Raw genomic sequence first — 14,730 nt, 5'->3', positions numbered from 1 at the left:
CTGCTTCGTCGCATGCCGCGTCAGCGCAGCTTCGCGACGTCCTGCTCGGTCACCTTCGCGGCCGGATTGCCGAACTGCCCGGTCACGTAGTTCGTCAGCGCGGCGATCTGCGCATCCGACAGCTCGTGGCGGAATGCCGGCATCCCGACGTCCTCGCTGCCGGCCTTGCGCTGCACGCCGTTCAGGATCACCTGCACGAGGTTGGTCGGATTCGGTGCGCCGACCGTCGAGTTGTGGAACAGCGGCGGATAGTAACCGTCCGGCGTGCCCTTGCCTTGCATCTGGTGGCAGGTCGCGCAGTTGCCGAGATACAGCCGCGCCGGATCGATGCCAGACGACGCGAGCGCGACGCCGCGCAGCTTCAGGCCGTCCTCGGCCGGCTTGCCCCACGACGAGCGCGACTGCTTCGCGTCTCCGCTGGCCACCGCCGGCACCGTCCGGATGTACGTCGCGATCGCGCCGATGTCGGCTTCGGTCATCTTCGAGAAGCTGTGCTCGACAGCCTCGGCCATCGGGCCGGCCGCCTGCGCAAGGCCCGGCACGCTGCCGGTGCGCAGGTACTGGACGAGCTGCTGCTGTGTCCAGCCGCCGATCCCCGCGTTCGGGTCGGACGTGATGTTGTAGCCGTCCCAGCCCGCGAGCACCGAGCCCGACAGGAAGCTGCCGCCCGTTTCGTCGAGCGACTTCTCCTGCATCGCGATGCCGCGCGGCGTGTGGCACGTGCTGCAATGCGCGAGGCCCTGCACGAGATACGCGCCGCGGTTCCACTCGGCGCTCTGCGCCGGCTTCGGCTGGTAGACGCCGTCCTTCAGGAACAGCCAGTTCCAGATCTTCAGCGGCCAGCGCATGCTCAGCAGCGCGGGGATCTCGTTCTTCGGCGGCGCCTGCTTGACCGGTTCGACGCCGTGCATGAAGTACGCGTACAGCGCCTGCACGTCGTCGTCGTTGATCTTCGCGTACGACACGTACGGCATCGCCGGATACAGGTTGGCGCCGTTCTTCGACACGCCGTGCCGCACCGCGCGCTCGAAGTCGTCGAACGTCCAGTTGCCGATGCCGGTGTCCGGGTCGGGCGTGATGTTGCTCGTATAGATCTTGCCGAGCATCGGCACCGGCATGCCGAGGCCGCCCGCGAACGGCTTGCCGCCCTTCGCGGTGTGGCACGCCATGCAGTCGCCCGCGACCGCGAGGTATTCGCCGCGCTTGACTTGCGCCGGATCGGCCGAATCGGCCGCGCGTGCGAGGCCCGGCAGCGCGAGGCAGCCGGCGAGGAGGAAGGTGAGAGTAGATTTCCGCACGGTCAGACTTCCTTCTTCAGCGTGTCCGACATCCGCAGCGCGAGCGCCGCGATCGTCAGCGTCACGTTCACCGTACCGACGGTCGGCATCGTCGAGCTGCTCGAGATGAACAGGTTCGGATGATCGAACGTGCGGCAGTCCTTGTCGACGACCGAGTCGCGCGCATCCGCGCCCATGATCGTCGCGCCGGTGATGTGGTTGTTCGGCGCGAACTCGTCGTTGAACACGACGTCGGTGCCGCCGAGCACCTTCGCGGCCGTCGCGTAGACCTCGCGCGTGTGCACGGCGCCGCGCTTCACGTAATCGTCGATCGCATACGTGATCTCGGGGCGCGGGATGCCGACCGCGTCGGTGGCCGTCTTGCTCGGCACGATGCGGTTCTCGGGCTGCGGCAGGATTTCGTGGAAGCAGTCGAACTGCACGTAGCGCGCGGAACGGTCGCGGATCTGCGCGTCGAGCTCCTCGTGCTTCATCAGCTTGCCGGCCTTGAAGATCTTCTGCGTCTCCTGGTTGATGCGCGACATGTTCGACAGGTGGATCTTCTTCGCGGCTTCGGTCGCACGGAACGGGCCGTCGCGGAAACCGATCAGCGACGTCATCTCCTGCGGGCCGCGGCCCGGCCACAGCTTCTCGTTCGCGTAGAACGACACGCCGGTGCCCGGATGGTCCATCAGGTTGCGGCCGACCATGTCGGAACTGTTCGCGACGCCGTTCGGGAAATCGCGGTTCGCGGACATCAGCAGGATCTTCGGCGTCTCGATGCCGTTGGCGGCGAGCACGAAATACTTGCCCTCGACGCGATGGTCGGCGCCCGTCTTGTCCTTGTAGATCGCGGCGACGATGCGCTTGTCCGGCCCGGTCTCGAGCTTGTAGACGACCGCGCTGTCGATCAGCTTCGCGCCGGCCTGCTCGGCCTTCTCGACGTGGACGATGCCGTTGTACATCGCACCGATCGGGCAGATCGGCATGCAATTGTTGTTCCCGCAACAAGTCGGCCGGCCGTCGTACGGGCGGCTGTTGCGCGCGACGGGCTCGGTCACCACGTGGAACTTCGGGTCGTAGCCGTTCAGCGCGCTCTTGATGGTCTGCTCGTTGAACGACAACGGCAGCGGCGGCATCGGGTATGCCTGCTTGCGCGGCGAGTACAAATCTTCCTCGGGGCCCGGGCCCCACACGCCGAGCTCTTCCTCGGCGCGCTGGTAGTAATGCTCGAGGTCGTCGTACTGGATCGGCCAGTCGCGGCCGACGCCGTACACGGTCTTCATCTTGAAGTCGTTCGGGATGAAGCGCCACGCCGACGCGGCCCAGTGCCACGTCGTGCCGCCCACCGCGCGGATGTACTGCGAGTTGAACTTGTGCTCGCCCTTCAGGATCAGGTAGTCGTTCGGCGGGCCGTATTCCGGATGCGGCGCCCACGGGCTCGACGGGTACGGCGCCATGAAATCGGTCTTGTCGGGCTGGTTGCGAAAACGCTCGACGATTTCCCAGCGCGGCATGCGCGGGCCGGCTTCCAGCAGGATCACGGACTTGCCCGCCATCGCGAGCTGGTGTGCAACGATCGCGCCGGCAACACCCGATCCGACGACGACGATGTCGGCTTTTTGCGTATCGGTATCGGCCATCAGGCTTGCCTCTCGATCGGTTTTTCGGCCCAGAAGCCGGGTTTGTTGGGGCAATACGAAGGGATCACGAGGGTATCGGACACCACGCTGAACATTAATGCTTCTTCGTAGGTAATCACGACGTTGTCGACAATGCCGAGATACCACGCGCCGAGAATCGTCAATGCGAGCGATTCCTGGTCAGGATTCAGCGAGCCGGATGCGAGCGCACCGGCGAGTTGCGACAGGCTGTCGGCCGTCTTGAACGAGCCCTTCTGCAGTGCCTGCAGATAGCGCTCGCCGGTGACGCGGCTCAGCCCTTTCTTGCCGGTCAATGCTTCGGAAAGCGTCATGAACGTATCGAGCGGCGCGGTGGCCGGATCGTCGGCCAGGGCCCGCAACGCCAGCGAGCCGGTGAGGCCCGCCGCCGTCAGCGCCAGTGCGCCCTGCAGCCATTGACGCCGCGTGATGCCGGTTACGGCTGCGTCGTTGTCACGACGCGATTGGGGGGTGTTGTCGTTGTGCATGTTTCCTTCTCTCGAACACCGGATTCGGGAAAACCACGCTTGATATTTCTCAAACATTGGCGCGGCCCTGAAATGTACGCGCACAAGTCGGATCGAACAATCTTTTTATAGTCCATTAAATGTTCCGCAATCCGCGACAATCGATATTTCGCTGCAATTTTGTGTCGTCGGCGCGACAAATCTGCCGCGGGCACGCCCGTGTCGCGCGCCGACCACACACTGCACCTGCACGCCGTGCTGCGCGCGCGCGGCGGTCGGTTAGAATCCCGTGCAATCAAACAGAAAGCTTCCCTCCGAGGGCAATCGAGCGATGAAGCAGCGCGACAAGCACAACAAAGAAACGAACCACACCCACCACACGACCCGGCTGCTCTGGCGCATCGGCGCCGTCGCGGCGCTCGGCGGCGCCGCCGCGCTGTCGCTGCATGCGGGCGCGGCGCGCACGGTGAGCGTGTCGCCGCAAGGCACCGTCACCGAAGTCCGGCAGAGCGTCGTGAAGTTCGACGAACCGATGGTCGCGTTCGGCTCGGCCTCTGCGCCGAATCCGGCGCGCGTGACCTGCAACGATTCGACGGCCGCGCGCGGCTCGGGCCACTGGCTCGACGACAAGACCTGGGTTTACGATTTCGAAAGCGACCTGCCGCCCGGCGTACGCTGCTCGGTCGCGCTCAACGACACGCTGCGCTCGGTCGCCGGCAATGCGGTCAGCGGCCCGCGTCGCTTCACGTTCCAGACGGGCGGCCCGTTCCCGGTGTCGGTGCGCCCCGGCTCCCGCGAGATCGAGGAGCGGCAGGTCTTCGTGATGAAGCTGAACGGCCCGGCCGAGCCGCGTTCGGCGCTCGCGAACATCTGGTGCGAAGCGGCCGGCATCGGCAACCGCATTCCCGTCACGGCCGCCGACGACGATGCGCGCAACGCGCTGCTCGATCATTTCGGGCTGAAGAAGGAGGCCGCGCGCGTGCTGACGCTGTCGTGCTCGCAGGCGCTGCCGGCGAGCGCGAAGATGCAGCTCGTGTACGGCAAGGGCGTCGCGAGCCCGAGCGGCATCGCGAACGAAACCGAACGACGCTTCGATTTCACCGTGCGCGCACCGTTCGCCGCGAGCTTCTCGTGCGAACGCGAGAACGCGAAGGCGCCCTGCACGCCGCTGCGCCCGCTCACGCTGTCGTTCAACGCGCCGATCGCGCGCAAGCAGGCCGAAGCGATCAAGCTGCGCGGCCCCGACGGTTCGCTGTCGCCGACCTTCGCGGCCGACGATCACAGCGAGGAAGTGACGACCGTCACGTTCAACCCGCCGCTGCCCGAACAGGCGGCTCTCACCGTCGAGCTGCCGTCGGGCCTGCACGACGTGACCGACCGGCCGCTGTCCAACGCGGACCTGTTCCCGCTCGCGACGCGCACCGCGCCGATGCCGCCGCTCGCGAAATTCTCGTCGGGCACCTTCGGGATCGTCGAGCGCTTCGCCGAGCCCGGCACGCCCGCGCTGGTGCCCGTCACGCTGCGCAACGTCGAGGCCGACCTGCATATCGCGGGCCTCAACGCGGGCGGCGCGCAATTCGCGAACCTGAAGGTCGAGAACGACACCGCGATCCGCCAATGGATGCGCACCGTCGATCGCTTCGACAACTGGTCGATGACGGCCGGCTCGATCGACGACCAGATTCCCGGCCTGCTGGAGCGCAAGGGGCAACGCCCGGTCTACGTGCCGCTCGAGGCCGGCGAAAAGCAGCCCGCGCCGAAGAACCGCCGCATCGACGTGCGCTCGCTGTCGCTGCTCGCGGGCGAGCCCGGCGCGCAGGTGCTGACGCTGCCGAAGGCCGATCCGAAAGCGCTGCGCCCGTTCGAAGTGGTCGGCGTGCCGATCGAGAAGCCTGGCTTCTACGTGCTCGAACTCGCGTCGCCCGCGCTCGGCCGCTCGCTGCTCGCGAAGCCGTCGAGCATGTACGTGCGCACCGCCGTGCTCGTCACGAACCTCGGCGTGCACCTGAAACAGGGCCGCGAGAACAACCTCGTGTGGGTCACGACGCTCGACAAGGGCAAGCCGGTGCCGAATGCGCAGATCCGCGTGTCGGACTGCAACGGCGACGAAATCGCGGCCGGCAAGACCGACGCGCAGGGCCTGCTGAAGATCGACGGGCCGTTCGAGCCGAAGCGCGAATGCAGCTCGTCGGAACAGCGCTTTAGCGACTACTTCGTGTCGGCGCGCGTCGACGATCCGAAGACGGGCCCCGACATGGCGTTCGTCAGCTCGGGCTGGAACCGCGGGATCGAATCGTGGCGCTTCAACGTGCCGACCGACACCGACAGCGCGCCGACCGTGCGCGCGCATACGGTGTTCGACCGCACGCTGCTGCGCGCCGGCGAAACCGTGTCGATGAAGCATTTCATCCGCACCGAGACGCTGCAGAGCCTCGCGTTCCCGTCGCAATACCCGACGCGCGTGACGATCCGCCATCTCGGCACCGGCCAGACGTACAAACTGCCGCTCACGTGGGCGGCCGACCACAGCGCGGATTCGCAGTTCACGCTGCCGGCCGCCGCGAAGCTCGGCGAATACAGCGTCGAGCTCGAAGGCGGCCCGGACGATGCGCCGAGCGCCACCTACTACAGCGGCAGCTTCCGCGTCGAGGCGTTCCGCCTGCCGGTGCTGAAAGGCTCGATCGGCGCGCGCGACGCGCAGAAGAGCCCGCTCGTCGCCGTGAAGGAAGCGCCGCTCGCGGTGCAGATCGACTACGTGTCGGGCGGCGGCGCATCGAACCTGCCCGTGCAGGTGTCGGCGCTGATGAAGTGGGCATCGCCGCCGTTCGCGGATCGTTTCGAGGATTTCAGCTTCACGCCGTATCGCCCCGACACGAGCGACGGCAATGCCGACGACGATGCGCAGGACGGCGACAACGCGTCGGCGGCGGCGTCGAGCAACGATCCCGACGCGACGAAGCTGATCGCCGACAAGCTGCCGCTGACGCTCGACCGCAACGGCGCGGGCTCGGTCACGCTCAAGGGCCTGCCCGACGTCGACGCACCGAAGCGTATCGCGCTGGAGGCGACGTTCGCGGACCCGAACGGCGAAGTGCAGACGATCCGCGGCGACACGATCCTGTGGCCGGCCGCGGTGGTGGCCGGCATCAAGGCCGGCCGCTGGGTGTCGGTCGGCCAGCGCGTGCCGGTGCAGGCGCTGGCGGTCGACCTGCAGGGCAAGCCGCGCGCGTCGGTGCCGATCGAGATCAAGGGCGTCGCGCGCATCACGACGTCGTCGCGCAAGCGGATGGTCGGCGGCTTCTACGCGTACGACAACAAGAGCGATACGCGCGACCTCGGCGTGCTGTGCTCGGGCAAGACCGACGACAAGGGCCGCATGGCCTGCGACGCGACGCTCGAGCAGGCCGGCAACGTGCAACTGATCGCGGTCGCGAAGGACGGCGACGGCCGCACGTCGAATGCGTCGACGTCGGTATGGGTCACGCGCGAGGACGAGCTCTGGTTCGGCGGCGACAACACCGACCGGATCGACGTGATCCCCGAGAAAACGTCGTACGAACCGGGCGAAACGGCCCGCTTCCAGGTGCGCATGCCGTTCCGCTACGCGACCGCGCTCGTCGCGGTCGAGCGCGGCGGCGTGATGGAAACGCACATCGTCGAGCTGAACGGCAAGAACCCGACCGTCGACCTGAAGGTCGGCGAATCGTGGGGGCCGAACGTCTACGTGTCGGTGCTCGCGCTGCGCGGGCGGATTCGCGAGGTGCCGTGGTACTCGTTCTTCACGTGGGGCTGGAAGGCGCCGGTCGAATGGGCGCGCGCGTTCTGGCGCGAAGGCCGCCACTATGAGGCGCCGACCGCGTTCGTCGACCTGTCGAAGCCCGCGTTCCGCTATGGCCTCGGCGAGATCAAGGTCGGCACGGGCGTTCATCGCCTCGGCGTGACCGTGACGACCGACGCGACCCGCTACACGGTACGCAGCAAGGCGCAGGCGCACGTGAAGGTCACGCTGCCGAACGGTCAGCCGGCACCGGCCGGCACGCAGATTGCGATCGCGGCCGTCGACGAGGCGCTGCTCGAACTGATGCCGAACAACAGCTGGGACCTGCTCGACGCGATGCTGCGCCGGCGCGCGTACGGCGTCGAGACGGCCACCGCGCAGATGGAAATCGTCGGCCGCCGCCACTTCGGCCGCAAAGCCGTGCCGGCCGGCGGCGGGGGCGGCAGCGCACCGACCCGCGAGCTGTTCGACACGCTGCTGCTGTGGAACCCGCGCGTGACGCTCGACGCGAACGGAAGCGCAACCGTCGAGGTGCCGCTGAACGACGCGCTCACGCGCTTCCGGATCGTCGCGATCGCGGCGGTCGGCCCCGACCGTTTCGGCACGGGCAGCACGTCGATCCGCAGCACGCAGGATCTGCAACTGATCTCCGGCCTGCCGCCGCTCGTGCGCGAAGGCGACGCGTTCCGTGCGCAGGTCACGCTGCGCAACACGACCGACCGCGCGATGCAGGTCGTCGTGACGCCGCGCGTGACGGGCCTCGACGTCGCACCGCAAACCGTGTCGCTGGCCGCGAATGCGGCGACCGAGGTCGCGTGGACGATCACCGTGCCCGAGCAGGCGCTCGATGCGGCCGGTGCGCTGAACTGGCGCATCGAGGCGGCCGAGCAAGGCGGCAAGCGCGCGTCCGACGCGCTGGCCGTCGCGCAGAAGGTCGTGCCCGCGCTGCCGGTGACCGTGCAGCAGGCGACGCTCGCGCAGGTCGACGGCACGCTGACGGTGCCCGTCGCGGCCCCGGCCGGCGCTGTGAGCAACGCACAAGGCGCGCCGCGCGGCGGCATCGCCGTGTCGCTGCAGTCGAAGCTCGCCGACGGCCTGCCCGGCGTGCGGCGCTGGTTCGAACGCTATCCGTATCGCTGCCTCGAACAGCAGACGTCGCGTGCGATCGGGCTGCGCGACCCCGCGCAATGGCAGGCGCTGATCGCGCGCATGCCCGTCTATCTCGACAGCGACGGGCTGGCGAGCTACTTCCCGCCGTCGTCCGACGATTCGCATCATGGCAGCCCGACGCTGTCGTCGTATCTTCTCGTGGTGTCCGACGAAGCCAGCCGCCTCGACCCGCGCTTCGCGCTGCCGGAAGACCTGCGCACGCAGCTCGAGGCCGGGCTCGCGCGCTTCGTCGACGGCCGCCTCGAGCGCAACGCGTGGGCGCCGCGCCAGGATCGCGACCTGCGCAAGCTCGCCGCGATCGAGGCGCTGTCGCGCTACGGCGCCGCGCAGGGCCGCATGCTCGGTTCGATCGAGATCGCGCCGAACCAGTGGCCGACGTCGGCGGTGATCGACTATCACGCGATCCTCACGCGCGTGAAGGACATCCCGCAACGCGACGAGAAACGCGCGCAGGTCGACCAGATCCTGCGGGCGCGCCTGACTTACCAGGGCACGCAGCTCGTGTTCTCGACCGCGCGCGACGACGACCTGTGGTGGCTGATGACCAGCAACGAGACCAACGCCGCGCGTCTCGCGCTGGAATTCGCGGGCGACCCGGCATGGAAGGACGAAATGCCGCGCGTGACGGCCGGCCTGCTCGCGCTGCAACGTCAGGGCGCATGGCAGACGACGACGTCGAACGCGCTCGGCCTGCTCGCGGTCGAGCGCTTCTCGCGCACCTACGAGAGCACGCCGGTCGCCGGTGCGACGAAGGTGGCGCTGGGCGGCGACGAGCGCTCGATCTCGTGGTCGCAGCCGGCATCGGCCGCGCCCGCCGATGCGCCCGCGTCGGCGACGCCGGCGACCCGCGCGGCCGCCGCGCGCAGCGTGCTGATGCCGTGGCCGCGAGCGTCGCAGGGGCCGGCCACGCTGTCGGTCACGCAGGACGGCACGGGCCGCCCGTGGGCCACGGTCGAAAGCCTCGCGGCCGTGCCGCTGCGCGCGCCGTTCGCGGCCGGCTACCGGATCACGAAGACCGTCACGCCCGTATCGCCGGCCGTCAAGGGTGTGCTCACGCGCGGCGACGTCGTGCGCGTGCATCTCGACATCGATGCGCAGAGCGACATGACGTGGGTCGCCGTCAACGATCCGATTCCGGCCGGCGCGACGATCCTCGGGTCGGGCCTCGGCCGCGATTCCGAAGCCGCGACGCAGGGCGAGAAAACCCCCGACGGCGCGTGGCCGGCGTTCATCGAGCGCGACTTCGACGGCTATCGCGCGTACTACGACTATTTGCCGAAGGGCAAATTCTCGGTCGAGTACACGGTGCGGCTGAACAACGTCGGCACGTTCGGATTGCCGCCGACGCGCGTCGAGGCGCTGTATGCGCCGTCCGTGTACGGTTTGTGGCCGAACCCGCCGATGACCGTGAAGCCGGCCGACGCGGGCAAGTAACCGGGCAAGCGATGATCGATCTGGCTTTGCCGCGGCCGGCGCGTTTCGCCGGCCGCGTATTCGTCGCCGTCGTACTGGCCGCACCGCTCGTCGCGCATGCGCTGCCCGGCTACGACGACGTGCGCCGCAACTGGCGCAGCTCCGACTGGGTGCTGCTCGCGCGCGACGGCACGCCGCTGCAGCGTACGCGCATCGACCGCACCGAACGGCGCGGCGACTGGGTGTCGCTCGCCGACGTATCGCCCGCGTTCCGCGAGGCGATCGTCGTGTCCGAGGACAAGCGCTTCTACGAACACAGCGGCGTCGACTGGCGCGGGATTGCCGGCGCGGCATGGGGCAACCTGTGGAACGAGCGCACGCGCGGCGCGTCGACCGTGACGATGCAGCTCGCGGGCCTGCTCAGCGATTCGCCGCGCCGCTCGGGCCAGCGCTCGCTGCCGCAAAAGGCCACGCAGGCCGTGAACGCGCTGTGGCTCGAACGCAGCTGGCGCAAGGACCAGATCCTCGAGGCGTACCTGAACCTGGTGCCGTTTCGCGGCGAGACGATCGGGCTCGGCGCGCTGTCGCAGGTGCTGTTCGGCAAGGCGCCGTCGGGCCTCGACGCGCGCGAGGCCGCGATCGCCGCCGCACTCGTGCGTGCGCCCAACGCGGCGCCCGCGAAGATCGCCGAACGCGCGTGCCGGATCCTGCGCGACATGCAGGCCGCGCAGGCGTGCGCATCGCTCGACGGCTACGTGCAGCTCGTCACCGCGCGCCCGGCCAACGCCGTACGCGACGACGGCGCCGCCCTCGCCCCGCATTTCGCGCGACGCATCGCGTCCGAGGTCAAGCCGGCGGCCGGCGCGCAGATCCGCACGACGCTCGATGCGCCGCTGCAGCGCTTCGCGCGCGACACGCTGATGCGCGCGCTGACCGAACTGAACGCACCCGCGCATCGGCGCAACGTGCAGGACGGCGCGGTCGTCGTGATCGACAACGCGACCGGCGAGATCCGCGCGTGGGTTGGCTCGTCGGGGGCGCTGTCGAGCGCGCGCGACGTCGATGCCGTGCTCGCGCCGCGCCAGGCCGGCTCGACGCTCAAGCCGTTCCTCTATGCGCAGGCGATCGACGAGAAACGGCTGACCGCCGCGTCGCTGCTCGACGACGCGCCGATCAACCTCGCCGCCGGCGGCGGCCTCTACATTCCGCAGAACTACGACAAGGATTTCAAGGGCTGGGTGAGCGTGCGCAGCGCGCTCGGCGGCTCGCTGAACGTGCCGGCCGTGCGCACGCTGGTGCTCGTCACGCCGCACCGCTTCGCGCGCACGCTGACCGCGCTCGGCCTGCCGCTCGCGCAGGAAGGCGATTACTACGGCTTCAGCCTGGCGCTCGGGAGTGCGGACGTCACGCTGCTGTCGCTGACCAATGCATACCGCGCGCTCGCGAACGGCGGCGTCGCGCGCAAGGTCGTCGACCTGCCCGCCACGGCGCCGACGCCGGCATCCGGCGCCTCGGCGCCCGCGCGGATGGACGCCGGTACGCGCGTGTTCAGCGACGCGGCCAGCTTCGTCGTCACCGACATCCTGTCCGACAACAACGCACGCGTGCGCACGTTCGGCTTCGACAACCCGCTCGCGACGCGCTTCTTCTCGGCGGTCAAGACCGGCACGAGCAAGGACATGCGCGACAACTGGACGATCGGTTTCACGTCGCGCTATACGGTCGGCGTGTGGGTCGGCAATGCGGACGGCTCGCCGATGTGGGACGTGTCGGGCGTCACGGGCGCGTCGCCCGTGTGGTCGGCCGTCGTCGGCTACCTGCATCGCGACCTGCCGAGCCGTGCGCCGCGCGCGCCGGCCGGCGTCGAGACGCGCCGCATCGCGTTCGAGCGCGACATCGAGCCGGCCCGCAACGAATGGTTCATCGCGGGCACGGCGGTCGACACGATCCGGCTCGCGGCGCCCGTCGCGCCAGGCAAGGACGGTGCGCGTGCGCCGCTGACGATCGGCGCGCCGACCGACGGCACGATCTTCGCGATCGACCCCGACATTCCGCCGAAGAACCAGCGGATCTGGTTCGAGCGATCGTCCGGGCACGCGACGAAGTTCGCGTGGCGGCTCGACGACAAGGTGATCGGCCATGCCGATCGCGTCGCGTGGCTGCCGTGGCCGGGCCGACACCGGCTCGAACTCGTCGATGCGCGCGGCAACGTCGCCGACGCGATCGACTTCGAGGTGCGCGGCGCGTTCGCGAAGCCGGGTGCGCGCAAGCGCTGAGGCGGTGAGGCGGTCTTATCGGCCGGCCGTATTCGCTTTCCCCGGATCACGACATAGAATGACAACAGCGCCGCATTCCCCCACGCGCACCGGTTGCCTCATTCTCTCGGATTGCCCGCGACCATGAACATTCGCCTTACGCGCTTCACCCGCCCCGCGCTGGGCGTTTTGTGCGTCGCAACGCTCGCCGCCCTCCCCGCCTGCAACGGCGAGGCCTGCTTCGGCGTCGACGCGTGCTTCAACGGCAACACGCAAACCGTCTCGCTGTCGGGCACGGCCGCGACGGGCGACGCGCTCGCGAGCGCGCAAGTCACGGTCAACTGCGCGGCGGGCTCGGCAACGACGCTGACGGACGGCGGCGGCAACTACCATGTGACGCTCAACGCGGCGCTGCCATGCGTGATCACCGTGGCGTCGGGCGGCGCGAGCCTGCATTCGCTCGCCTATGCGGGCGGCACCTTCAACACGACGCCCGAGACCGAGCTAATGCTCGTCTATCTCGCGGCGCAACTCGGGACGAACACGGCCGGGCTGATCGGCAATTTCCAGGGCACCCTGCGCTACCAGCGGGCGATGAACAGCCCGGACACCGTGCAGGCCGCGCAATCGGCCGTGGTGACGAACCTGCAACAGCGCTATGCGGTCACGCTCGCCGCGCCGGCGTTCCTGACCACGTCGTTCGTGGTCGGGCAACCGGGCGTCGACAGCGATCTCGTCGCGCTGGGCAAAGCCGGGGCGATCGATTCGAACGGACTGCCGGATCCGGTGGCCGTGTCGCTGTTGCAGCAGGCCGGGGCCGCCCATCCGCTGTAAGCGATGCGAGGGGGACGAGAATCGACCGTCAGGCGCCGGCTTCGTGCGCGTCGTCGGCCAGCAACGCCCAACGCTCGTGGTCGCGCCATTCGCCGCCGATGCGCAGATAGCGCGGCGAAAATCCCTCTTGCCGGAAACCGAGCCGTCGAACCAGCGCGATCGACGCATGGTTGCCGGGCTGGATGTTCGCTTCGAGCCGGTGCAGCCCGAGTTCGCCGAACGCGACGTCGATCGCCGCGCGCAACGCGTCCGTCATCAGCCCCTTGCGGCTGAAATCCGCCATTCCGTAGTACGCAAGATAAGCGCTCTGAAACACCCCGCCGACGATCTCGTTGAGATTCACCACGCCGACCACCGCGCCCGACGCCCGCTCGCGCGCGACCAATCCGACGTTCGGCCCCGTCAGGCAGCGGGCGAACCATTGATCGAACCCGGCCTGGTCGATGAACGAATCGACCCACGGCAGATGATGGCTCCGGTTCGCGCGGTTGCCGGCGATCAGATCGGCGGCGTCGGACCGGGCGACGCGATTCAGCAGGATCCGGTTCATGAGTCGATCACCATCCGCGCTTACGCCGCCTCCCCCCGCCCGCACACCACCGGCGCCGCCTGCTGCTGCGACAGATACCGCAGCAGCTTCGTCACCATCCACACGACGATGAACGACAACGCGACGAAGAACACCGCGAGCGGCGTCAGCACGTGAATCGACACGAAACCGGCCAGACCCATCATCGCGGACGACACGAGCAGCAGCGCACAGCCGAGAATCGCGCTCGTCAGGCCGGCGATATGCGGAAACAGCGAATTGCCCTTGGCCATCAGCGTCGGATACATCGCGCCCGCGCAGAAGCCCATCACGAGCACCGGCGTCGCGAGCGTCCACACGCGCAGGCCGACGGTCAGCGCCAGCACCAGCATCGCGATCGACGCGCCCGCCATCACGCGCGCGCCGATACGCAGCCGTTGCTCGGCGCTCGGCAGCCCGCGGCCGTGAATCCGGTTCGACAGGCCGCCGAGGAAATACATGAGGCCGATGCCGAGCGCGAGATACCCGAAGAAGGTCGGCGGCTTGTGCAGCGTGGTCTGCACCATGAACGGCCCGACGATGTTGAACACCAGCAGGATGCTGTAGCACAGCCCCTGGGCGAGGAAACAGCTCTGGAACACCGGGCTCGCCAGCACCTTGCCCGTGTTCGCCATCAACGTGCGCGGCTCGAGATGCACGGGCCTCGGCAAGGTTTCGCGGTAGCGCCACAGCAGCGCCCACATCGCCAGCGAGTAGACCAGCAGGAACACGAGGCATGCGCGCCAGCCGAACCATTCCTGCAGGTGCGCGCCGATCACCGGCGCGATGATCGGCGCGAGCCCCCACGCGATCGACATGTAGGTGAACGCGTGCATCAACGCCTGGCCGGAGAACGAATCGGTGATGATCGCCTTCGCCAGCAGGTTGGTGGTCGCGATTCCGAAGCCCTGCAGGCAGCGCGCGAGTATGAACGTCTCGAGGTTCGACGCGCCCAGCGACAGCAGACAGCCGATCGTGTAGATCACGAGCCCGAACGCAAGCACGCGCTTGCGTCCGTAGGCGTCCGCGATCGGCCCGAAGATCAACTGGCCGAGCGCGTAGGCCGCCATATAGCCGGACACGCTCGACTGGATCGCCTGCGGCGTGGTCGCGAACGAACGGGCCATGTCGGGCAGCGCGGGCACGTAGATATCGATCGCGAGCTGGCCGGCGGACGCGAACAGGCAGATCAGGAACAGCAGGAAGCGCGGCGAATTCGACTCGCGCGCGGGAGTGGGCGTGGCGTTCATGAGGACCGGGAAGGAGGTCGGGCAGCAGTGCCGCACCGTCAGTGTTCGGATGTCGAA

Annotated in this window: 8 protein-coding genes; 3 read left to right on the top strand and 5 right to left on the bottom strand. The window is 68.6% G+C overall.

The features are described from left to right. Positions 1 to 20: 20 nt before the first annotated feature. From J8I33_RS00505 to J8I33_RS00495, 3 genes are read right to left on the bottom strand one after another with little or no spacing between them, the layout of a single operon-like run. A complete protein-coding gene (locus J8I33_RS00505; RefSeq protein ID WP_050012790.1) occupies positions 21 to 1,298 on the bottom strand; it encodes a cytochrome c in 1,278 nt (425 codons plus the stop codon). Between the two features lie 2 nt (positions 1,299 to 1,300). Next, positions 1,301 to 2,920 carry a GMC family oxidoreductase gene (locus tag J8I33_RS00500; protein WP_089489433.1) on the bottom strand — a complete coding sequence of 540 codons (1,620 nt, stop codon included), beginning with the start codon at positions 2,918 to 2,920 and terminating at the stop codon, positions 1,301 to 1,303. Next, complete coding sequence (locus J8I33_RS00495; RefSeq protein WP_050012792.1) at positions 2,920 to 3,426, bottom strand: sugar dehydrogenase complex small subunit; 507 nt, start codon at positions 3,424 to 3,426, stop codon at positions 2,920 to 2,922. Before J8I33_RS00495 ends, J8I33_RS00500 begins: the two co-directional genes overlap by 1 nt. A 310-nt stretch (positions 3,427 to 3,736) precedes the next feature. On the opposite strand from J8I33_RS00495, the gene J8I33_RS00490 reads away from it, so the two are divergent. The 3 genes from J8I33_RS00490 (at position 3,737) to J8I33_RS00480 (ending at position 12,855) form a co-directional block, all read left to right on the top strand. Continuing rightward, positions 3,737 to 9,787, top strand: a complete 6,051-nt coding sequence (locus tag J8I33_RS00490) for an MG2 domain-containing protein (RefSeq protein ID WP_209932563.1) — start codon at positions 3,737 to 3,739, stop codon at positions 9,785 to 9,787. Positions 9,788 to 9,798: 11 nt separating this feature from the next. Continuing rightward, positions 9,799 to 12,042 carry a penicillin-binding protein 1C gene (gene pbpC, locus J8I33_RS00485; protein ID WP_209932560.1) on the top strand — a complete coding sequence of 748 codons (2,244 nt, stop codon included), beginning with the start codon at positions 9,799 to 9,801 and terminating at the stop codon, positions 12,040 to 12,042. Between the two features lie 123 nt (positions 12,043 to 12,165). Beyond that, a complete protein-coding gene (locus tag J8I33_RS00480; RefSeq protein ID WP_209932557.1) occupies positions 12,166 to 12,855 on the top strand; it encodes a hypothetical protein in 690 nt (229 codons plus the stop codon). A gap of 28 nt (positions 12,856 to 12,883) precedes the next feature. On the opposite strand, the gene J8I33_RS00475 is transcribed toward J8I33_RS00480, so the two are convergent. Further along, positions 12,884 to 13,405: a GNAT family protein gene (locus tag J8I33_RS00475; RefSeq protein ID WP_089489434.1), complete on the bottom strand. Its 522-nt coding sequence runs from the start codon at positions 13,403 to 13,405 to the stop codon at positions 12,884 to 12,886. 20 nt (positions 13,406 to 13,425) lie between these two features. Continuing rightward, positions 13,426 to 14,673, bottom strand: coding sequence for a multidrug effflux MFS transporter (locus tag J8I33_RS00470; protein ID WP_050012797.1), 1,248 nt, complete (start codon positions 14,671 to 14,673; stop codon positions 13,426 to 13,428). Between the last annotated feature and the right edge of the window lie 57 nt (positions 14,674 to 14,730).

Source organism: Burkholderia sp. AcTa6-5 (assembly GCF_017815075.1).
Lineage (GTDB): Bacteria > Pseudomonadota > Gammaproteobacteria > Burkholderiales > Burkholderiaceae > Burkholderia > Burkholderia sola.
Note: the sequence above shows the minus strand (reverse complement) of the source record. Positions and strands in the feature narration are given on the sequence as shown.

Coding starts and splice junctions, on each gene's coding strand:
- J8I33_RS00495 (WP_050012792.1), bottom strand. CDS start 3,426: ATGCACAACGACAACACCCCCCAATCGCGTCGTGACAACGACGCAGCC.
- J8I33_RS00500 (WP_089489433.1), bottom strand. CDS start 2,920: ATGGCCGATACCGATACGCAAAAAGCCGACATCGTCGTCGTCGGATCG.
- J8I33_RS00490 (WP_209932563.1), top strand. CDS start 3,737: ATGAAGCAGCGCGACAAGCACAACAAAGAAACGAACCACACCCACCAC.
- pbpC (WP_209932560.1), top strand. CDS start 9,799: ATGATCGATCTGGCTTTGCCGCGGCCGGCGCGTTTCGCCGGCCGCGTA.
- J8I33_RS00475 (WP_089489434.1), bottom strand. CDS start 13,405: ATGAACCGGATCCTGCTGAATCGCGTCGCCCGGTCCGACGCCGCCGAT.
- J8I33_RS00470 (WP_050012797.1), bottom strand. CDS start 14,673: ATGAACGCCACGCCCACTCCCGCGCGCGAGTCGAATTCGCCGCGCTTC.
- J8I33_RS00480 (WP_209932557.1), top strand. CDS start 12,166: ATGAACATTCGCCTTACGCGCTTCACCCGCCCCGCGCTGGGCGTTTTG.